The organism is Flavobacterium difficile (genome assembly GCF_011392115.1).
GTDB lineage: Bacteria > Bacteroidota > Bacteroidia > Flavobacteriales > Flavobacteriaceae > Flavobacterium > Flavobacterium difficile.
The window spans coordinates 46079-69247 of the sequence record NZ_JAAJBT010000007.1 but is presented as its reverse complement, the minus strand read 5'-3'; the positions used below and the strand labels follow the sequence as shown (position 1 = coordinate 69247).

16 protein-coding genes are annotated in these 23169 nt (G+C 32.8%); 3 read left to right on the top strand and 13 right to left on the bottom strand.

Annotation, left to right across the window (positions count from 1 at the left end; genetic code table 11):
• The first annotated feature begins 9 nt into the window (after window positions 1-9).
• The 3 genes from G4D72_RS11370 (at window position 10) to G4D72_RS11360 (ending at window position 2436) form a co-directional block, all read left to right on the top strand.
• Window positions 10-666: a CoA transferase subunit B gene (locus G4D72_RS11370; RefSeq protein WP_166077830.1), complete on the top strand. Its 657-nt coding sequence runs from the start codon at window positions 10-12 to the stop codon at window positions 664-666.
• A gap of 137 nt (window positions 667-803) precedes the next feature.
• Window positions 804-1166, top strand: a complete 363-nt coding sequence (locus G4D72_RS11365) for a four helix bundle protein (RefSeq protein ID WP_166077829.1) — start codon at window positions 804-806, stop codon at window positions 1164-1166.
• Between the two features lie 106 nt (window positions 1167-1272).
• Window positions 1273-2436 (top strand): class I SAM-dependent rRNA methyltransferase, encoded by a 1164-nt coding sequence (locus G4D72_RS11360; protein WP_166077828.1) that lies wholly within the window; start codon window positions 1273-1275, stop codon window positions 2434-2436.
• 82 nt (window positions 2437-2518) lie between these two features.
• On the opposite strand, the gene G4D72_RS11355 is transcribed toward G4D72_RS11360, so the two are convergent.
• The 13 genes from G4D72_RS11355 to G4D72_RS11295 all read right to left on the bottom strand — a co-directional run bounded on the left by G4D72_RS11355 (window position 2519) and on the right by G4D72_RS11295 (window position 23141).
• The gene (locus G4D72_RS11355) at window positions 2519-5455 is read right to left on the bottom strand and encodes a S8 family serine peptidase (protein WP_166077827.1); all 2937 of its coding nucleotides are present in this window, start codon (window positions 5453-5455) and stop codon (window positions 2519-2521) included.
• Window positions 5456-5606: 151 nt separating this feature from the next.
• The gene (locus tag G4D72_RS11350) at window positions 5607-7208 is read right to left on the bottom strand and encodes a fumarate hydratase (RefSeq protein ID WP_166077826.1); all 1602 of its coding nucleotides are present in this window, start codon (window positions 7206-7208) and stop codon (window positions 5607-5609) included.
• A 79-nt stretch (window positions 7209-7287) separates the two neighbouring features.
• On the bottom strand, window positions 7288-7836 hold the full coding sequence (locus G4D72_RS11345) for a transposase (protein ID WP_166077825.1): 549 nt from the start codon (window positions 7834-7836) through the stop codon (window positions 7288-7290).
• A 118-nt stretch (window positions 7837-7954) separates the two neighbouring features.
• The gene (locus G4D72_RS11340) at window positions 7955-9400 is read right to left on the bottom strand and encodes a nucleoside recognition domain-containing protein (RefSeq protein WP_166077824.1); all 1446 of its coding nucleotides are present in this window, start codon (window positions 9398-9400) and stop codon (window positions 7955-7957) included.
• Between the two features lie 91 nt (window positions 9401-9491).
• Window positions 9492-10493: a fasciclin domain-containing protein gene (locus tag G4D72_RS11335; protein WP_166077823.1), complete on the bottom strand. Its 1002-nt coding sequence runs from the start codon at window positions 10491-10493 to the stop codon at window positions 9492-9494.
• 18 nt (window positions 10494-10511) lie between these two features.
• The gene (locus G4D72_RS11330) at window positions 10512-13832 is read right to left on the bottom strand and encodes a TonB-dependent receptor (protein ID WP_166077821.1); all 3321 of its coding nucleotides are present in this window, start codon (window positions 13830-13832) and stop codon (window positions 10512-10514) included.
• 85 nt (window positions 13833-13917) lie between these two features.
• On the bottom strand, window positions 13918-15576 hold the full coding sequence (gene pgi / locus G4D72_RS11325; protein ID WP_166077820.1) for a glucose-6-phosphate isomerase: 1659 nt from the start codon (window positions 15574-15576) through the stop codon (window positions 13918-13920).
• 11 nt (window positions 15577-15587) lie between these two features.
• On the bottom strand, window positions 15588-16823 hold the full coding sequence (locus G4D72_RS11320; RefSeq protein WP_166077819.1) for a M23 family metallopeptidase: 1236 nt from the start codon (window positions 16821-16823) through the stop codon (window positions 15588-15590).
• A gap of 16 nt (window positions 16824-16839) precedes the next feature.
• Window positions 16840-17760, bottom strand: coding sequence for a tryptophan 2,3-dioxygenase family protein (locus G4D72_RS11315; protein ID WP_166077818.1), 921 nt, complete (start codon window positions 17758-17760; stop codon window positions 16840-16842).
• A gap of 5 nt (window positions 17761-17765) precedes the next feature.
• Window positions 17766-18539, bottom strand: a complete 774-nt coding sequence (locus G4D72_RS11310; RefSeq protein ID WP_166077817.1) for a DUF3108 domain-containing protein — start codon at window positions 18537-18539, stop codon at window positions 17766-17768.
• 435 nt (window positions 18540-18974) lie between these two features.
• A complete protein-coding gene (gene hppD / locus G4D72_RS11305) occupies window positions 18975-20138 on the bottom strand; it encodes a 4-hydroxyphenylpyruvate dioxygenase (protein WP_166077816.1) in 1164 nt (387 codons plus the stop codon).
• A gap of 55 nt (window positions 20139-20193) precedes the next feature.
• Window positions 20194-21351 carry a homogentisate 1,2-dioxygenase gene (locus tag G4D72_RS11300; RefSeq protein ID WP_166077815.1) on the bottom strand — a complete coding sequence of 386 codons (1158 nt, stop codon included), beginning with the start codon at window positions 21349-21351 and terminating at the stop codon, window positions 20194-20196.
• A 296-nt stretch (window positions 21352-21647) separates the two neighbouring features.
• A complete protein-coding gene (locus G4D72_RS11295; protein WP_166077814.1) occupies window positions 21648-23141 on the bottom strand; it encodes an APC family permease in 1494 nt (497 codons plus the stop codon).
• Between the last annotated feature and the right edge of the window lie 28 nt (window positions 23142-23169).

Here is a 23169-nt window from a genome sequence, read left to right as displayed (position 1 = left end):
AGAAAAATTATGTTATCAAAAGAAGATATAGCAAAAAGAATCGCACAAGAAGTGAAAGACGGTTACTATGTAAATCTAGGAATCGGAATCCCAACTTTAGTAGCCAATTATGTTCGTACCGATATTTCAGTAGAATTTCAGTCTGAAAATGGAGTTTTAGGAATGGGACCTTTCCCTTTTGAAGGTGAAGAAGATGCAGACATCATCAACGCAGGAAAACAAACGATTACCACTTTACCTGGCGCAAGTTTCTTTGATTCAGCTTTTAGTTTCGGAATGATTCGTGCTCAAAAAGTAGATTTAACTATTTTAGGAGCGATGGAAGTTTCTGAAAATGGAGACATTGCCAATTGGAAAATTCCAGGAAAAATGGTAAAAGGAATGGGCGGAGCAATGGATTTGGTAGCTTCTGCAGAAAATATTATCGTAGCCATGATGCACGTAAATAAAGCTGGAGAATCTAAAATTCTTAAAAAATGTACGCTTCCATTAACAGGTGTGAGATGTGTGAAAAAAGTTGTTACCGAATTAGCCGTTTTAGAAATCACACCAAATGGTTTTAAATTGTTAGAAAGAGCACCAGGTGTTTCAGTGGAAGATATCATCAAAGCCACTGAAGCCGATTTAATTATTGAAGGAGAAATTCCTGAAATGAGTATTAATTAGCCAATGAGGCAATAAGCCAATGTGACAATGAGAGAATGTGTCAATTAGTCGATGAATCAATGATAAGAATTGACACATTTTCAAATTGACTAATTAGATTGACACATTTTAAAATAGACACATTAAATATATAAGCCATGATAACATTTCAAGAAAAGTACAAAAACAATTTAATTCTTTTAAAATCATTTGAATTTGCTAAAAAAGTGGTTCAATACACAGAAAAATTAGAAGAAGACAGAAAGTACGTAATCGCCAATCAACTATTAAAATCAGGAACTTCAATAGGAGCCAATATCAAAGAAGCTCAAAATTCTGAAAGCAAATCAGATTTTATTCATAAAATGAAAATTGCAATGAAAGAAGCTGATGAAACCGAATTTTGGTTATTCCTTTGTAATGAGTTGGAAAATTATCCAAATACAGAAGAATTATTATCCGAAGTTTTTGATATATTGAAAATCACAAACAAAATCATTTCAACCACAAAAAAAGGCTAATGACTCAATTAGCCAATATGTCAATTAGTCAATAAAGGAATTGGCTCATTTTCAAATTGACTAATTGAATTGGCACATTGACTAATCGACTAATTGACACATTAATATGTTCCCAAAAGTAATTCTAAAATCAGGTAAAGAAAAATCTATTCAACGTCGTCACCCTTGGATTTTTAGTGGTGCCGTTTACGGCGTGAGTCGTGAAATCAACGATGGTGAAATGGTAGATGTAGTCGATTCGAAAAACAATCATTTAGGAACTGGATATTTCAGTGACAAAGGAAGTATCGTGGTTCGTATTTTGACTTTCGGCGAAGAAACTTTTTCTGATAATTTTTGGTCAACCAAACTACAATCGGCTTGGTATTTACGTACCCAAATATTGGATTTTGAAGCTACCAATGCGTTCCGAGTAATTCACGGAGAAGGTGATGGAATTTCTGGATTAATTATCGATTATTACGATAAAAATTGGGTGATTCAAGCTCATTCTACAGGAGTTTTTATGCAAATGAATGAAATTGCAGCTGCAATTCAGTCTAATTTTCCCGATAATTGTGATACGATTTATTGTAAAAGTTCAGGAACATTACCAAACACAGGAACCGATTATTTTTTATTTGGAACTAAAACAGAAACTGTTGCAAAAGAAAACAACATCTTATTCTCTGTTAATTGGGTTGAAGGACAAAAAACAGGTTTTTTCTTAGACCAACGTGAAAACAGAAAATTATTAGGAGAATTTTCAAAAGGTAAAAAAGTATTAAATACGTTTTGTTATACAGGTGGTTTTTCCATTTATGCGATGAACGCTGGAGCAGAATTGGTAACTTCGGTGGATATTTCTCAAAAAGCAGTAGATTTAGCCGCAAGTAATATGGAAATCAATTTTCCAAATGCCAATCATACTGCAGTAGCAGATGATGTGTTTAATTTCATGAGAGAACACACGCAACAGTATGATGTTATTGTATTAGATCCGCCAGCTTTCGCGAAAAGTATCAAAAGTAAACATACAGCCACTCAAGCTTATAAGCGTTTAAATATTGCAGGTTTAAAAGCCTTAGCACCAAACGGAATTTTATTTACATTTTCTTGTTCACAAGTTATCGATGATGTTTTATTTTATAACACTGTTGCCGCCGCTGCTATTGAATCTGGAAGAAACATAAGAGTATTACATAAATTAGGACAAGGTCCAGATCATCCTACAAATATCTATCATCCTGAAGGACATTATTTAAAAGGATTGGTTTTATTTGTAGAATAAATTTTCTTAAGATAAGTTAGTTCATTTCATAAAAAAAGCCGTTCTGATTTTATCGGAACGGCTTTTTTATTAGTTTAATATTTTATCTGTTTAAAACAATTTTCTTCGTTGTTTTAGAAGTACCATTTTCGATAGTTAATAGGTAAACACCATCAGATAAGTTAGAGATATTGATAGAATCAACAGAACTATTCATTTCTTTAGTAGAAATTATTCTTCCCTGAATATCGAATAAATTAACAATTGAAGTATCGCTTAAACTCGTACCTAAATCAATATTTACAATTCCAGTAGTTGGATTTGGATATATTTTTAATCCTGATAAAACATTCTCTTCAAGAGAAAGTGGTGGTTGAATGTTACAAATAATAATTTTAACTGCATTAATTGTTCCACCATCACCAGAAACTTGATCTGTTACAATTAAATTCCAAGTACCATCTGCTATTTGTCCGTTTAGTTCAGCAAGTGGTTCAATTGGTTGCACTGTTCCAGAAATGGCCGGATTAGTTTCACATGATAACGGAGAACCACTATCATCTACCGTACAAATAATATCGTCATTTCCACCACACGCACCATTGAATAATGTAATGATTGGACTTCCAATGCTAGCTGGGCCTTGAAGTTGAACATTAGCTTCTTCGATATAAGTATGTGATATGTTTAATTGAACGTTTATGTCACCTATAGTTAATCCACCAGTTACCTGAATAGGAACAACTGCCATTGCTGTATTTGTTGTAGATATTACATTATTTGAAAAATCTGTAGCTGTAAATTCATTTCCACAAACTAATACTCCTGTTTGGAAAGAGTTTACAGTTGCAGATGCAGCAGACGCTGACCCACATCTATTTTGAGGAATCACTCTCCAATAGTATGTAGTTTGCTGACTTAAATTTGAAATCAAATAAGAAGTTTCAGAAACAGTTGCATTAAATGCTAATGTACCAAATGATGGTGAAGTTGAAACTTGTACACTATAAGATTCTGCATTACTATTAGCATTCCATGTTAAGTTAACTGTTGTAGCAACTGTATTTTGATTGTTAGCAGGAGAACTTAAAGTTACAGGACTAAAAGTAGTACTGTAAAATTTCAATTCTCTATATCTTGTTTCTGTTTCTGTACCATTATTACCTACTATTCCTACATTATAAAATCCAGGTGTAGCATTAGATAAATTTGAAATTGTCATAGTAACTGGACCATTTGAATTTCTTGAAGTAGGAGAAAAAGTAGCGATAGCACCACTTGGTAAACCTACAGCACTAAATGTGGTGGTAGTTGCTGCAGATTGTGTGTAGTTGTAGGTGTAAACTGCATTTTGATTTGCACATACTTCTAAATTATCTGATGTTGGAACCAGAGCAAACCCAGAGCTAATACCTGTAACTATTAATGAAAATTCTTGTTTGTTGTCTACTAATGTACCTTTATGTGTAACTGTAATAGTATAATCTCCTGCTGCTGGTGTATCTATTTTGATTTGCTCCACATTGTCTATGTTATTATCCCCGTTACGAATCGCATCTAAAGATGGATCTGCAGCTAGTTTCCAAGGGTAATAAATAGTACTGTTTCTTGTAATACGTACATCTAAATCGTTTACAAGGGCACGTGTTAAATCATTTGCACCTCTTTGTCCATTGTTAGCATTACCTGGCACATCTGTCCAACAAACTGTAGCAATCAAAGGTGCCGTACCTAAAGATTTTACAGTCATTGTGTAAGTTTGTTCTTGATTTAACTTTTCTTCTGAAATCCAAGCATTTAATCCATTTGAAGAAAGTGCTTGAGCAGCTGTTTTTGCGTTTAATAATCCCCATCCAAAAATTGCGTCAGGACCAATATTTCCCGCATCATCTGCAGTATGACAAGCTAAGCCTTTTAAGGTTGCAGCTTTCATAAATCGGGTTGTTAGATTTTTATTATGTTGTTGTAATAATAATAAAGTACCAGCAACATTTGGAGAAGCCATAGAAGTTCCAGTTAAAGTGCTGGTTGCAGTATTAGAAGAGCTACCAGTTGAAGTCAAGCCTGTTCCGTTTCCAGTAATATCAGGTTTAATTCTTCTGTCATCTGTAGGTCCTTGACTACTAGAAGTATTAATATCTAATGGACTTGTTAAATTTCCTGCGGTATTTACAACAGCATCTTCTGCGTTTGCAACAACTAAATTATTTTTTGCTGTTTTATTTCCGGTTAATTTATCGTAGTTAAAAGCAATCGGATCAGCATTGTTTTGATCATTTCCAGAATTACCAGCTGATGCAACCATTAAATAATATGGCGAAAGGTATGCAATTTCATCCCAGTTTCTGGCGTCTTGATCATAAGTTCCTATGTACCAAGCAGGCAGGATGTTAGTACCATTTGTAATCGGAACGCCATACGAATGATTGGAAATAAGCATTCCTTCTAAAACTTCAGACAGTACTTCTGCTTCGTCCTCATTCCAATCAAAAGTTCTTCCTGTTGCTTCATAAGCCATACCTCTGATTGTTGATGCTCCGTTTGCCAAAACTGTACCTGTAACATGTGTTGCATGTAGTATAACATTACTACCAGTTGGATCATCTATACTAACTACTCTTCCACCAAAGTGATTGTGTGAAAGTCTTACTGTACCACCATCCCAAACACGAGCTACCATACCTTGACCATTTAGATTTAAGCCCAAAGAACCACCACTATTTAAGTGAACGGCTCTTGTAGATCGAGCAGCAGCAAGGTTTTCAGTAGAGTAATACAAGGGATGACCATCAAGGGTGATTTTCATCAATTGATAAAAATTTCCTTTTTCGTCTGTATAACTTAGTGGAATGTTATTTTTTAATGCGAAATCGTAAGCTTTAGCTTTTTCATTCTTTTCTATTGTTTTGTGTTCTGATATTTTATTTTTGATTAATTCAATATCGTAACTTCTAGTAATTTCCTTTACATCTGTATCAGATTGAGAAAACCCAATAATACTGAAGCTAAATACAAAAAGATTTAATAATTTTTTTTTCATTTTTTTCATTTTTTGGTTCGTATGGGTAGTTAGAATGGCAAATATATTCTTTTTTTGATGGATTACAATAAATTAACATACATATCTATCAATATTAACAATTGTTTGTTAAGTAATTATCAAAAAAACAAGGTGTTTTTTCATTTTTTTACTACAAATTTGCAAAGAAATCATTTCCTTTATCATCTGTAATGATAAAAGCCGGAAAATCTTTAACTGTAATTTTACGAACTGCTTCCATTCCTAATTCTTCAAAATCTACAACTTCTACAGATAAGATATTTTCTTTAGCTAAAATAGCAGCTGGTCCACCAATTGAGCCTAAATAAAATCCTCCATATTTTTTACAAGCATTCATTACATCTTTACTTCTGTTTCCTTTTGCTAACATAATCATGCTCCCACCAGCAGCTTGAAATTCATCTACATAAACGTCCATTCTTCCTGCTGTTGTTGGTCCGAAACTTCCTGAAGGCATGCCATCTGGAGTTTTTGCTGGACCAGCATAATACACGGGATGGTTTTTAAAATAGTCTGGCATTGGTTTTCCTGCATCTAATAATTCTTTAATTTTTGCATGTGCAATATCACGAGCCACAATTAAAGTACCGTTTAATTTTAAACGAGTTTTGATTGGATATTTTGATAATTCTGCTAAAATTTCCGACATAGGTTGATTTAAATCTACATCAACAGCTGGTTCTAAATGAGGTGCAGTTGCAGGTAAAAACTGACCAGGATTTACCTCCAGTTGCTCTAAGAAAATTCCATCTTTATTAATTTTCCCTTTGATGTTTCTGTCAGCTGAACAAGAAACTCCCATTCCAACCGGACAAGAAGCCGCATGACGAGGTAAACGAATGACACGAACATCGTGCGTTAAATATTTTCCACCAAATTGAGCGCCAATTTGACTTTCTTGACAAATTTGTTGTACTCTTTTTTCCCACTCTAAATCACGGAAAGCTTGACCTGACATGTTTCCAGAAGTTGGTAAATTGTCATAATAACCTGCAGATGCTTTTTTTACTGTGGCTAAATTTGCTTCCGCAGAAGTGCCACCAATTACTAATGCTAAATGGTAAGGCGGACAAGCAGCGGTTCCTAAATCCATAATACGTTCACGTACAAATTCTTCAAGAGATTTGTCGTTTAATAGTGATTTTGTTTTTTGATATAAGAAGGTTTTGTTGGCTGAACCACCACCTTTTGTTAAAAATAAGAATTCATACGAATTTCCTTTTTTAGCATAAATATCAATTTGAGCGGGTAAGTTAGAACCTGAATTTTTCTCTTCGAACATCGAAATCGGTACAATTTGCGAATATCTTAGGTTTTTATTTTGGTACGTATTGTAAATCCCTTTTGATAACCATTCTCCATCATCTACACCTGTATATACATTTTCGCCTTTTTTAGCCACTACAATAGCAGTACCAGTATCTTGGCAAGAAGGTAATTGTCCGTCTACAGCTACTGCTGCGTTTTGCAATAAATTATAAGCTACAAAACGGTCGTTGTCTGTTGCTTCTGGGTCTTCGATAATGTTTCTTAATTTTTGTAAATGTGCCGATCGCAACATAAAAGAAACATCGTCCATCGCTTCCTGAGCTAATAATTCTAATCCTTTCGGATCGACAACTAAAATTTCTCTATCGCCTAATTGTTCTACTTTAACAAAATCTGAAGTTAATTTTTTGTAGGTTGTATCGTCTTTTAAAATTGGATACGGTTCTTGATATATAAAGTCCATTTGTATGAGTTTTGAAGTGTAAAGTTAAGGAATATTATTTTTTTAATCTGCAAGGTTTTCAAAACCTTGTAGGTTTTTTTTATTCTAATAGATGTTTATCAAATAAAAATTCATTTTTAAAATCGTGACAATAAATAAAGTTTTCAATATTTTCAAATAATTTGATTATTTCATTTCTCAATAAATTTGTTGTTTTATCAGAAAGAATTGTTTGATAGGAAGAAAAAGTAAAACTTTTATAATCCATATCTAAGTGGTTTTTTGGATTTAGATGAATGTACTGAATGACATTTTTTAAATATTCTTCATTTTCAACTTGTATTCTTTTGAAATGTTTTTCGAACAAACTTCCAGTTCTATCATTTTGTTTGTTGAATGCTTTCGCATAAGCGTTGAAAAAATTCGAGAATGCTTGAGTTACTTTTTTTTCGTTATTTACTTTAATTACAAAATGAAAATGATTGTCCATTAAACAGTAAGCAAACGTCTCAACGTTATCTTCTAGATGTATCAAATAGAGTTTCAAAAAATATTTTTTATTTTCATCAGAAGTAAAAATATTTTCTCCATTATTTCCTCTATTATAAATATGGTAAATTTTGTCTTTTTCTAGAATTTCAAGTTTCATTTGGCGTGTATTTTTAACTTTAACGGTTCTAGAGAACTTGAAAGTGTTTTGTCGATGGATATATAGTATGAGTTTGTGAAAAACCTACAAGGTTTTGAAAACCTTGCAGGTAAGAAATTTACTTCACAAAAAACCAACTCGCCACTGCAATAGCCGTAATCACGCAGATTAAATCTACTAAAAGCATAATTCCTAAAGTGTATCTGGTGTTTTTCACATTAATACTTCCGAAGTAAACGGCAATTACATAAAAAGTGGTTTCGGCGCTACATTGAAAAATAGCACTTAATCTTCCGGTTAACGAATCGACACCAAAAGTACTCATTGCATCCAACATAAATCCACGTGAACCACTTGAACTAAAAGGGCGTAGCATCGCAACAGGTAAAGAATCTGTAATTTGTTTACTTACACCTATGTTTGAAAAGGCAAATGAAATTCCGTCGCTCATAATTTCAAATAAACCGCTATTTCTAAAAAAAGAAATGGCTACTAACATTCCCATTACATATGGAAAAATGGTAACTCCTGTAGTTAATCCGTTTTTAGCACCCGACACGAATGCATCAAAAATGGTGGTTTTTTGTGCTACGAATTTACTTTCTTTAGTAAAAGCATAAACTAAAGTAATTCCGATGATAGCAATTAACATTAGCCCAGATAGGTTAGAAGTGAAAAAGTTTTTTTCCACTAAATTTAATCGGTTGACATAAAATAATAAACCAGCAATTGCCGCGATTACTGTCATTAATCCAACTATCAAAGTAGCGCTTTTAAAATTAATCTTTTGTCTAATTCCTACAATTAATAAAGCGGCTATAGTTCCAATAAATGAGGTAATTATACACGGTAACATCACATCAGCTGGATTGGCGGCATTGGCTGCTGCTCGATATCCGATAATTGAAGTGGGAATTAACGTTAAACCTGCCGCATGTAAACACATAAACATAATTTGGGCGTCGCTGGCTTTGTCTTTTTCAGAATTTAATTCTTGTAAACTTTGCATGGCTTTTAATCCGAATGGCGTGGCAGCAGAATCTAATCCAAGGAAATTCGCAGCAAAATTTAAAGTCATGTACGAAACGGATTCGTGGTTTTTAGGTACAGAAGGGAATATTTTTGAGAAAAACGGACTTAGTTTTTTAGCTAATTTTTCTGATGCACCAGAAATAATAAGTAATTCCATTAAACCACAAAAGAAGGCTAAATAAGCCATAAGTGGTAAGATAATATCAAATAAACTGGTTTTACAAGTAGGTAATAAACCATCCGATTTTTGTTTCCCGCTGTAAATTTTTACAGTTTGGTTTTTATAAACATAAGTGGTATCGGCATTTAAAGTATCACGGTTTATAGTAAATGTTTTTTCTTCCGATTTCTGAATACTATCTTTTATAAAAACAGGAATTTCAGTTAAAAATTTTTCTGAGATTAATATTGGATCGTCTTTTTTTCCATTTAAAACGAAATCAACAGAATACGTGTTTCCTGCAAATAAACTTATAATTATAAATACTATTGAAGAAATAAAAATAACGAGCCAAAATCTACTTAATACCATATTTGTTTTTTTTGTAAATGTAAGATTTTATAAGATAAAAAAAAACCGCCTTGAAAGGAATCAAGACGGTTTAGATATTTAGAGGTGCGTATTATAAAGTTGGTTGTAAAACTTTATCAATAATATGAGCCACACCATTTGTACCCTGAATATTTACAGTTCTAATAGTAGCATTTACTGTTGTAATATCTACTACTTTTACAGTAGCAGCTGGAATGGTAATAGTTTGTTGTGGACCAGTTAATTGAGTGTTAATCGTAGTAGCTGTTGAAGCAAAAGAAGTGCTAGATGAAGCTCTACGGTTATTGTTTTCAATATGGTATCTTAAAACTTTTGTAATATTAGCATCTGATTGTCCAGTTAAAAAAGCGGCATTAGTAAAAGCGGCATTAGTTGGAGCAAAAACAGTACGAGACAATGCATTTGTAGCACCAGTTGCTGTACTGGTTAAATCCATAAATACAGAAGTTTGAGGTGTAGAGCTTAATACTCCCACTAAGCTAGATAAATCAGGATTTGCAATAATTAAGTTGTGAACTTTAGGTAATGAAAGTACTGCATCAATAACATGAATTACTCCATTACTTGCGTTGATGTCTTTTTGTAAAACAGTTGCACCACCATTTGAAAGGCCACCATTCAAAACTATACCTGAAGCTTTGTTAGTATGTAAACTTAAAGAAATTGATGTAGAAGTTCCGAAAGGAGAAAATGAATTTACATACCCGTTTGTTGGGAAATCTGCTGAAATAGTTCCTATAGATAACACATGGTATTGTAATCTTCTTCTTAAAAGAGCAACATCAGCAGTAGACATTGTAGCAATAGAAGCTTCTGTTACACCAATTGCCTCAAAAGAACTGTTTCTTGGAGCTAATACTGTGTAAGATCCTGGATTTCTAAAAGTATTAAATAAATCCGTTTTGATTAAAGCGGCTTTTAATATGCTAAAGTTAGCAGGGTCTTTTTCTAAAATTTCTACAATTGTTGGGTATTTTTCAATAACATTTTCTGAATCATTTTCGCAAGAGAATGATAATAAAGCCACAGTAATTACTGCTAATGCTTTTGATATTTTATTTATTAGTTTCATAATATTTTATTTATGTGATTATTTTCCGAAAGTATATCTTAATGTGAATTGTGCTTGCCAAACATCAAATACTGATGAATTATTAGAGAATGTATTTCTAGTTAAATATCTCTGACCATTGTCATCTGTTTGAATTGCCATTTGTAAACCAGGTGTGTAATTATTTGCAGCACTTGGCGCTTCTCTAACTGATAAAATTTGTGAATTGGTTACTCTTTTAGAAACTCCCCAATCGTTGTTTAATAAGTTAGTAAAGTTTAAGATATCTGCTCTAAATTGGAAAGCTTGTTTTTTTCCGCTAATTTTTAAGAAGAAATCTTGTGTAACAGATAAATCTAAACGGTGTAACATTGGTAACTCGTTAGCATTTCTATCTACATATTGACCTCTTTTTCCTCTTAAATAAGAATCTTGTTCGATGTATCTGTCAAATGCAGCGGCTTGTTCTGCAGCAGTATATAATACTTGGTTTACACCTCCAACATTTTGAGTGATGTCTACAAATCGTAATTCTGAAACATTGTTTGGAATGTATAATAAGTCGTTTCCATTTACACGGTCTCCGTTAATATCACTTCCGTAAGTATAAGTAAATGCACCAGCTTGTTCTCCAATATATCCAATATTTACTGAAGTTGAACCACCATAGTTTTTACCGTAATTTAATTTGTATCCTAATAAACCAACAATTCTGTGTGGTGTATTATTATTAGAATTAGATAAATCTAAGTTGTTATTTCCTAAAACTGATCTAGCACCTGTCCAAGATCCTGCGGCAATAGAACCAGCAGATAATAAATCTTGTGCGTTAGAGTAAGTATAGGCAATAGATCCCCAAAATCCTTTTTTGTAAGGGTACTCTAATTTTACTGTTGTTGAATAAAAGTAACCTTGATTAGAATTAGATAAAACGATAGCATTAGAAACATTGTTGTTTACTCTTGCGCCTGCATCAGTTCCCGAGTAAAAAGGTCTGTTGTCTCCACCATTACTGATAGTTCCAACTGGATCTGATAAGTTCGCGTTATAATAGAAAACTTCGTTAATGTTTTTACTGTAAATTCCTTCTAAAGATCCAATAAATCCGAATGGTAATTTTTGGTCTAAAGCAATGTTAGTTTTCCAAGATTGAGGGAATTTGAAATCTTTATCAGTAAAAGCTAAATCAAAAGTTGATGGTAACTGTGGCGTACTTGGTGTGAAATACTGACCTGGATTAGCTGTAAATCCGTAACCACCATTAATTAAATCTGCACCACTTACATCAATAAAACCTGTCAATACTCCGTTATTTCCAATAGCGTTAGATAAGAAAACTAAAGGCGGTCTTCCTGTGAAAACTCCAGTTCCACCACGAAGAATTGTCTTTTTGTTTTTGTTTACATCTAAGTTGAATCCAAATCTAGGTTCAAATAAGTATTGCGTATCTGGCATTTCACCAGTGTTGAATTTTTCACCATTCGCAAAAGTCATTGCTGTAACTGCAGGATTTTCTAATGCAGTATCTCTAAAACTTACAGCTGTAGCTCTAACACCAAGTGTTAACTTTAAAAAGTCAGATACATTATATTCATCTTGAGCATATATATCAATCTTATTTGATTTTAATACTTGTAAAGGTTCAGCACCGCCAGGTAAAGCAGAATATCTGTACTGGAAACGAGACGGTAAGTTAGCTGCTGTAGTTGCTGGGGCACCGCCATTTGCAACAGTTTCAGCAACCGCTCCTTCAAATGCCGCTAAAGTATCAAAAATATAAACTCCGTTTGATGCTGGATAGAAGTTGTTATTCGAAACAAATCTTTCAAAGTTAGCACCAAATAATAACGTGTGTTTACCAAAGTTTCCAGTAATGTTGTTGGTAAAGTGTAGTGTTGAATAATCTAGTAAGTTTCCTGGAGTAAATGGATCTAAACCAGCAGAGATATAGTTATTTGCTCCTCTTTTAATATCGATAGTTGGGAAAATCCCACCACCTTGTAAACCTCTATTTTCTAATTGTTTGTCGTAACCAGCAATAAAGTTATTCGACCATTTTTCTGAGATTTTCCAGTCCCATTCTAATACAGATGATCTAGTATTGTCTTCAATAACATATCCACTATTTTTGTAAGACATAGAGAAAACATTAGTTCTTCTGTTACCAAAACCAGCTGAGTTAGAGTTAGAAATTAATTCATCTGATCCAGAATCATGGTGTACATAACGAACTGTTAATTTATGATTATCGTTGATGTTCCAGTCGATACGTGCTAAGAATTTTTTTGATTCTCTTACAGCATCAAAATTTTCAAAAGGTCCAGTTTCGTAGCCAAAAGAATTTTTTAGTAAGTTGGAAACATTAACCAAATCTGTATAAGAAGTTTCAGACACTTGCGCACCAGGTGTTGGTGAGCCTGAAGCTGTCCAAGTTGTAGCTGGACTAGTATTATCTATAGTTTCAAAATTTCCAAAGAAGAATAATTTATCTTTAATAATTGGAGCTCCAATTCTAGCACCCCAAATTTTTTCTTGAAATTTTGATGGAGTAATTTTAATATTACCTGCTCTGTTTCCTAAGTATTCTTTTTTATCATTTCTGAAAGAATGGTATACAGAACTTTCAACTTCGTTCGTACCACTTCTTGTAACTGCGTTAATTCCAGAACCTGTAAAACCAGATTGTCTTACATCGAATGGTGCAATATTTACCTGAAGTTGTTCAATTGCGTCTAAAGAAATTGCTGTAGAACCAGTTCTTCCTCCAGCTTGAGTGTCTGAACCTAAACCAAATCCGTTATTAAATACAGAACCATCAATAGTAAAGTTATTTAAACGAGAATCTTGACCTCCAAAAGTTCCATTACTTCCAGCATTTGCATTGTACTTAGTAATACTGTTAATGCTTCTTGATCCGATAATTGGCACGGAGTTAATTTCTCTTGTAGAAAATTGTTGTCCTGCACCCGTTTTACCTTTGTTATAGGCATCTTTAGCGTTAACTGCAACAATTTTTACTTCTTCAATAGCATTTAAAGTGCTCTGTAATTCAATATTAACAATAATTGAACTTCCAAGCGGAGCAGACACTTCTTCAATTACAGATTCGTTGTAACCTGTGTAGTTTACTTTAATGGTGTAAGGTCCACCTGGTCTTACTGAATTTGAAGAGTAATTTCCTTTTTCGTCGGTTGTCGAAAAATATTTTGTTCCTGTTGGAACGTGTTTTATTTCTACTACTGCACCCGGAAGTACTTCTCCTGTTGTAGATTTTACAGTACCGGCTATAGCCGATTTAGTTACCTGTGAAAATCCGACAGCGGAAACGAATAGAAAAAACCAATAAATGTACTTTTTCATGTTGTATTTAATTATAAATTTTCCACAAAATTATAAAAAAAACAACGGCTAATGTTAAGTAAACATTAACATAATTTAGAATTTATTAACTTTTATTTTTGTTAATAAATTTTGCAAGTAAAGCAGCAGTAGAACTATCGTGGTTTTTCACAACTTTATTCTCTATTTCGCTTAAAATAGTATTGGCTAATTGCTTCCCTAACTCAACGCCCCATTGGTCGTAACTGTATATGTTCCAGATAATTCCTTGTACAAAAATTTTGTGTTCGTACATGGCAACTAAAGCGCCTAAACTTTCTGGCGTTAGTTTTTCAATTAATATGGTGTTAGTTGGTTTGTTTCCATCAAACACTTTAAAAGGAATTAAATGTGAAACTTCTGCTTCTGTTTTTCCTTGTTTAATAAATTCTGAAGTTACTTGTTCTTTGGTTTTTCCCATTAAAAGAGCTTCCGTTTGTGCGAAAAAGTTCGACATTAATTTATTATGATGGTCTTTTTCTCCGTAAAGCGGTTGAATGAAACCGATAAAATCAGTAGGAATTAGTTTTGTACCTTGATGAATTAGTTGGAAAAAAGCATGTTGTGAATTGGTTCCTGGTTCGCCCCATACAATTGTTCCGGTTTGATAATTTACGGGAAAGCCATTTCTACCAATAGATTTTCCGTTACTTTCCATAATTCCTTGTTGTAAATAAGGTGCTAATTTTTGTAGATATTGCGTGTATGGAATTAAGGCTTCTGTTTCTGCTCCAAAGAAATTGTTATGCCAAATACTCAATAAAGCCAAAACTACAGGAATGTTTTTTTCAAAAGGTGTCGTTTTAAAATGTTCGTCCATTTTGTTTGCTCCTTTTAATAATTCATTGAAATTGTCATAACCAACAGCTAAACTTATGGTTAAACCTACTGCACTCCATAAAGAGAAGCGTCCGCCAACCCAATCCCACATTGGAAAAATGTTTTCAGATGCAATTCCGAAATTCGTTACATTTTGTAAATTGGTAGAAACCGCCACAAAATGTTTGGCAATATCTTTTTCGGTTGTTCCAAACTTTTCAGATAAAAACCATTTTTTTACAGTTTCCGAATTGGTTAAGGTTTCTTGAGTAGTAAATGTTTTAGAAACGATCACAAATAAAGTGGTTTCAGGATTTATTTTTTTTAATATTTCTTGAACGTGATCACCGTCTACATTTGAAATAAAATGAGTCGTTAAATTGTTTTTGTAAAATTGTAGCGCTTCTACTACCATGGCCGGACCTAAATCAGATCCACCAATTCCAATATTTACTACATCTGTGAAAGGTTTACCAGAATATCCTTTAGCTTCACCAGAAGTGATAGAGTTGGTAAAATCTTTTATTTTGTTTTTGGTTGCAAAAATTTCTGGGATTACGTTTTTCCCTTCAAAAAGTACGGTGTCATTTTCATTGGCACGTAAAGCGGTATGAAGCACTGCTCTGTTTTCGGTTTCGTTTATTTTTTCACCAGAAAAGTAGTTGGTAATAGCGCTTTGTAAACCTACTTCATTGGCTAATTCAATTAACAAGTTTATGGTTTCTTTTGTCCAATTATTTTTGGAGAAATCTACATAAAAATCATTCCAATCAATATTAAAATTTTCAGCTCTTTTGGGGTCATTATGAAATAAATCTTGAATAGATTGTGCTTCTATTTCAGAAAAATGCGTTCTTAATTTTTGCCAAGCATTTGTTTCGGTTGGATTGCTATTTTGTAGTTTCATTTTAGTGTTTTTTATTCTTTAAACGTTTTTGCAGTTACGTCTTCTAATTCTTTTTTTAAAGGGGCAATATGTGCTAAATATTTTTCTTTTTGTTTCTTGGTCATCGGTTCAGAAGTGGGTAATTTCAATCGTAATGGATCTACTTGAACGCCATTTTTCCAAAAACGATAACATACGTGCGGACCAGTAGCTAAACCGGTACTTCCCACTTTTCCAATTATTTGTCCTTGAGTTACAGATTGTCCTCTTCGAACTAAAATTTTCGACATGTGAAGGTATTGTGTAGCGTATTTTGAATTGTGTTTTACTTTTACAAAATTTCCGTTTCCTGAAGTATAACCTGTTGCTTCAACAACACCAGAAGCAGTTGTTTTTATAGGTGTTCCGTGTGGTGCAGCATAATCTGTTCCGTTGTGGGCTTTCCAAGTAAATTGTACAGGATGAAATCGGCGAGTTGTAAATTTAGAGGTTAATTTAAAGAAAGAAAGCGGTGCTTTTAAAAACATACTTTTGGCTCCAGATGCTTTTTCATCAAAATATTCTACTTTTTTTTGATTTGGATTTATTTTATAAGGAAAGGCATAAATCTTTTTTCCTTTGTATTCAAAATATGAAGCTTCAACTTCATCTACACCCAAATATTCGCCATTTTCAAAATATTTTTCTTTAATGGTGACTGCAAATTTATCGCCTTTTTTTAGTTTGAAAAAGTCGATAGAGTATTTATAAATTTGTGCTAATTCGTTGGCTAAAGAAGCACTAACACCTTTTCTTGAAAGCGTTTCAGACAAAGAGCCATCTAATTCTGCCGCAACAGTTCTTCTTTTAATTACGGTAGGTCTTTTTTTAACTTCAACTTTTATCGAATCTCTTAAATCGACTACTAAATAACTTGTTTTGTCTTGAACATAAACCAGTGCTTTTATGTTTTTTTTGTTTTTTTTATCAGATAAAGTAATGAAAGGTTTTCCAGCTCGTATGTTTTTAATATTGAAAGAATCTTTAATTTTTTCAGTTACATCAAAGGTTTTTAAACTATCTGGTAATGTATAAGTTTCTAAAATGGTACTAAACGTGTCACCAGATTGTAGCGTATCTTCTACAACGGTAAAGTCGTTAAATGTAAAACCATATTTTTTTATAATCGGTTCTTTTTTAATTTTTTTTTCTACTGCGTTTTTATCCTTTTCATTATTCTGACATGAAAACGAAACCAATAGCAGAAGTACGTATAGTAAATATTTCAAACTGTTGTTTTTTGTATTATTCTCCCCAATTTTTTAATTCTTCTTCGCTCCAAAGTTCAGGAAAAAAAATTCTCCTTTGGTATTTTGGAAGCATGTATTTTTTCCAATCACTACCGCCAGTTGCTTCCTGAGATCCAGGTACACTTTCTATGTATTTTTTAGCGGCATTAAAATGACCCATTACCCAGGTAATGTTAACGGTTTTATCATAATGGCGCATCGCAGCTACTAAATCTGGGTTCTTTTGATCGTTTATAGGTAATTGTTTAAATTTTTGCCAAAGATTTTTGTCGTTATAATCTTCCATAAAACACAAAAATTCTCTTTTGTATTTTTTTTCAAATTCGCTTAATAAATAGGATTTTTCACCGGTGTGATAATCTTTTCCAGCAGCTTGCCAATATAAATGATTTAAGGCATTTTCGTAAGGTGTGTTCACATCTATTGTGGCCCGATATCTGATATCGATAAGATTTATTAAATCTGTTGAAGCAAACTCAATCATTCTATATTGGGCACTTTGAAAGCCACTTGCTGGTGTTAAGGTGTTTCGAAATTTTAAATATTGTTCGGGTTCCATACCTTCTTTCATAATATCAAAAGAAGTGGTTAACATGTCAAAATACCTACTAATTCTATTCAGTCGTTCTGTAAAAAAATCAGTACATATTTTAGTGCTATGACAAACTTGATTCATTTCCCACAGAATCATTTTAAACAATAATTCATTTACTTGATGGTACATGATAAAAACCATTTCGTCAGGTAAAGTAGAACGTTGGATTTGTAAATTAAGCAAGGCATCAGTTTGAATATAATCCCAATAAGTTATGGGTTTCGACCAAAGTAAACCTTCTAAATGTGTATCCGTTTTCTGATTTATTTTATCAAACTTTTCATTTAATTGTTCGATTTTTTCTTGAATATTGTTTTGCAAAACACTTAATTTTTAAAATTTATAGGATGTTTTAGTCCTTTATATTGATCAATGTCGGCTTTTATAGAACCAACAGCTAAGCTGGCTTTTATTCGTATTGGAATTTTATTGTTATCGTCTGAAATCCAAACCGTTAAGCTTTCTTCCTCTTTAAAAACTCGACCAGCTTGTACTAAAGGTTTAAAGATCATGCAGTTTATTTTTCCAAATTTAGAATTTATATTTTCTCTGCCTACAAATTTAAGTTTAAATTTTGTGGTTTCATCGTCAAAAAACATATCAATTGTTATGGCTTCTCCAACACTAAGTTTGTTAATTTTTGGATGGTTTCTTAAGTAGTAAAATGAAGACACAATATCTTGAACATTTTCTGGAACATTAAAGGTTTTTTCTGTTTTGTTTTTATAGTCTTTTACTAGAACTGTATTGTTGTTTTGATTGAAATAACCTTGTTGGTTTTTAGTATAACCGCCTTCGTTGATATTTCTTATAAAAACATAAGGTTTGTTGGTGTCTTTATTGAAGTAACTTTCGTAGTTGTCTACTACTTTAAACATCATTTTTGTCATACCAGTAGTATAGCCTTTGCCAACTACATGATGCATTTTTTTGCCGTTCAGTTCGGCATCTTTAACTTCTAAAGTAGCATAGCCAGCATTTATAACTCCGTAATGTATTCTTAGTTTAAAAAACTCTCCAACGCCATAAGAATCTGTTTGTTCTGTAACAAAAGAGTTAGAGATTACAAACACTGTAAAAAGTAAAATTATCTTTTTCATTTTTTTAGTTTTCTTGGAAGAATACAATTATTGTTCCAAAGTTACAAAAAACAAAAAACCCAGTCAAATGATATGACTGAGTTTTTATGTTTTAACCAACCAAAAAACTATAAATTATGAAAACTTATATACAATATGAGTCTACTACCTCTCAATTGCCCTGCAAAGATATGTTAAGATTTTGTGTTTTATTTAAAGAAAAATCAACTTTAACACTTTTAACAGAATAATACGTAAGAAAAGTGGGTAAAATTTAACAAAACAAAAAAATATTGTGTTATTTTTAAGTATTTAATAATTTGTGTTTTTAGTTTATGGGTTTTTGAGGGATAAAAACAACAAGATTTTTATTTTTTTTTAATCAATTCTTCTTGTAACTGCTTGATATTAAATTATTTTATAAAAAAGCAGCCTATTACAGCTGCTTTTTATTTTTTATAATGTCCCTCTTTTTTCTTGTTCTCTTTCAATTGATTCGAAAAGTGCTTTAAAGTTTCCTGCTCCAAATCCTTTTGCACCCATTCTTTGAATGACTTCGAAGAAAAGTGTTGGTCGGTCTTCTATAGGTTTCGTGAAAATTTGTAACAAATAACCTTCTTCATCGGCATCAATCATGATTCCTAATTTTTGAAGTTCATTTATGTCTTCTTTAAATTTCGACATATGATCTTTTAGTCTTTCAGGAATGGCATCGTAATAAGCTTGTGGTGGCGTACTTAAAAATTCGATTCCACGAGATCGCATATCGGCAACAGTAGAAATAATATCGTCTGTTGCAACAGCAATATGTTGTACACCTTCTCCTTCATAGAAATCTAAATATTCTTCAATTTGAGAACGTTTTTTTCCGTTAGCCGGTTCATTGATTGGGAATTTAATTCTTCCATTACCATTACTCATTACTTTAGACATCAATGCCGAGTATTCAGTAGTAATTTGTTTGTCGTCAAAAGAAAGGAAATTTACAAATCCCATCACGTCTTCAAACCATTTAACGGCTTCATCCATTCTGTTCCAACCTGTGTTGCCCACCATATGGTCAATAAATTTTAATCCGACTGGAGCAGGATTGTAATCCGATTTCCATTCTTTGTAGCCTGGCATAAAAATTCCATTATAGTTTTTACGTTCTACAAATACAAAAACAGTTTCTCCGTAAGCACCGTAAATTCCAGCACGAACCACTTCTCCGTCTTCGTCTTTTTCAACTACTGGTTCAAAATAAGGTTTTGCACCACGTTTTGTTGTTTCTTCATATGATTTGCGAGCATCTTCAACCCAAAGTGCAATTACTTTAACTCCATCGCCATGTTTTTTTACATGTTCTCCAATTGGCGAATCACTTTTTAAAGCCGTTGTTAAGACCAAGCGAATTTTATCTTGTTTTAAAACGTAAGAAGCTCTGTCTTTTACACCTGTTTCTAATCCGGCATATGCTAAAGATTGGAAACCAAAAGCTGTTTTGTAAAAATGAGCGGCTTGTTTTGCATTTCCAACGTAAAATTCTACATAATCTGTTCCTAGTAATGGCAAGAAATCTTGTGCGCCTTCAAATATTTTTTCTAAGCCGTATTCGACTGATTTTAAATCGTTATTCATAATTTTTTTGATATTAATGGTAATTTTCACATTACCTAAAGTTGTGTTTTGTTTGTTATTCTACCCAAGATTTGTAATACTGTCCATCATCTAATCCCATAGCAGCTTCTGTAACCATTAACGGACGGAAGGTATCTACCATAACAGCTAATTCTTTTGTTTCGGTATGACCAATACTTCTTTCCATAGCTCCAGGTGCTGGTCCGTGAGGAATCCCTTTTGGATGTAAAGTAATATGACCTTGTTCGATATTGTTTCGACTCATAAAATCGCCATCTACATAATACAATACTTCATCAGAATCTATATTACTGTGATTGTAAGGTGCTGGAATTGATTTTGGATGATAATCGTATAATCTTGGTACGAATGAACAAACCACAAAGGTAGCAGTTTCAAAAGTTTGATGAACTGGTGGTGGTTGATGTACACGACCTGTAATCGGTTCGAAATTATGAATGGAAAATCCATATGGAAAATTGTATCCATCCCAACCGATAACATCAAAAGGATGTGTTGCATATACCACTTCGTGCATCATGCCTTCTTTTTTAATTTTGATTAAGAAGTCACCTTTTTCATCGTACGTTTCTATTTCAGTAGGTAATTTAAAATCTCTTTCGCAAAAAGGCGAATGTTCCAGATGTTGACCCGATTCGTTTTTATATCTTTTAGGTGTATAAAATGGAGCATAAGATTCTACATAAAATAAGCGATTATCTTCTGTATTGAAATCAATCTGATAAATCATTCCACGAGGAATAATTAAATAATCACCGTATTCAAAATCAATATTTCCCATCATGGTTCGTAATTTTCCAGAACCTTTATGGATAAATATCATTTCGTCTGCATCGGCGTTTTTATAAAAATAACTTCGTAATGATTTTTTTGGTGCGGCTAATCCGATGGTACAATCACGGTTAACTAACATGTCTTTTCTACTTTCTAAAAAATCGTCGGCGGGTTGTAATTCAAAACCTTTAAATAATAAAGATTTGATGTTTTTGCCAATGGCAATTTTTGGTTCTACAGAATAAGACTTCGTAATTTCTTTTACTTGTGTTGGTCGGTGAACATGGTATAATAAAGAAGAATGTCCGTGGAATCCTTCTGTACCAAAAAGCTGTTCGTAATATAATCCACCATCAGGTTTTTCAAACTGAACATGGCGTTTTTGAGGGAAATCTCCTAATTTATGATATATTGGCATTTTTTTATTAATTAGATAATTAGACAATAAAAGAATTAGATAATTTGTGGATCGAACCTTTATCTAATTGACACATTAAATTATTCACTCCGGATTTCTCTTGATGAGGAATTTCAAGTACGCTAATAATCCGTCCCAATTTTTCATAGCAATAAAACTTGTTTTTTAGCTGTTTTTAAAGAATCGCTAATTTTAAAGATTCGTAAAGTTTTAAGTTTTAGCAAATTCAATACACAAATATCGGAAAAATATATTGTAAAAAAAAACGACTTCAATTTGAAGTCGTTTTTATATAATTAATTGCGATTTTCATCTAATCTGTCAAATTCCTCTGGGTTATTAAGTTTTGCGTGTTTTTTACTGTAAAAGAAATAAACAGCAATTCCGATTACTCCCCAAATGATAAAAGCATACCAAGTTTCTGCTCTTACATAATACATTAAAAACAAGTTAAAAGAAACACCAAGTGTACCAACTAAATACAAGGCTGGAGTTTTGTAAGGTCTTTCTAATTCTGGTTTTTTGTATCTTAAAATCATAACAGCTATACACACCATGGCAAACGCTAGAAGAGTTCCCATTGAACACATTTCAGATACTTTATCAATAGGAGTGAATGCAGCAACTAGTGCAATAATAGCTCCAACTAAGTAAGTACTTTTATAAGGTGTTTTAAAAGTAGAATGTAAATCTTTAAAGAATGGAGGTAATAAACCATCTTTTGCCATTCCTAAAAATATTCTTGTTTGACCAAGCATCATAACTAACATCACAGAAGTTAAACCAGCTGTAGCAGCAATAGTAATGATAAATACAGCCCAACCTAAACCGTTTTCAGCAAAGGCCGAGGCAACAGGTGCAGATTTATCTAATACATCATATTTTACCATTCCTGTTAAAACTAAAGAGACTAAAATATAAAGTACAGTACATATAATTAAAGAGGCTACAATTGCAAAAGGGACATCTTTTTTAGGATTGATCGCCTCACCAGCTTGTGTCGATACGGCATCAAATCCGATGTATGCAAAAAATACAATGGTTGCAGCTGTCATTACTCCACCAAAACCAAAATTTACTTTTTCTACCCCATCAACAATTGTTGTAGTTTCTTCTGGAACAAACGGTTGCCAGTTAGCTGTGTCAATATAAAAAGCACCAGCAATAATTACAAACAAAACTACTGCAATTTTAATAATTACAATGATATTATTGGTTTTAGCCGCTTCTTTAATTCCTTTAACTAATATAGAAGTTACAATTAGAGTAATAATAAAAGCAGGCAAGTTGATAGCAAAAGCAGGGGCTTCAATACCAGCTTCTCTAGCCTTTTCCGTAGCTGTGGTGAGATCATTACATAGCCAAATTGGAAAATCTATGTGGAACAAGTGTAAGAGTTTCACAAAATAACCACTCCAAGCAACTGCGACAGTAGTCGCTCCCATCATGTATTCTAAAATTAAATTCCAACCGATAAACCATGCGAAAAGTTCACCAACAGTTCCATACGCATACGCATATGCAGAACCTTCAACCGGAAGTACTGATGCAAATTCTGCATAACACAAAGATGCAAATAAACAACCAATACCAGCAATTACAAAAGATAGTGCTAATGCAGGTCCGGCATAATCATGCGCTGCAATACCAGTTAAAGTGAAAATTCCTCCACCAATAATTGCACCTATCCCTAGAGATGTTAATCCCCATTTCGTAAGTACTCTTTTTAAATCATTTTTTTTCATATCCGCTTCAAATGCAGAAACGGGTTTAACTCTCCAAATAGACATAAAGTAATAATTTTTTAGTTGTGTCAAA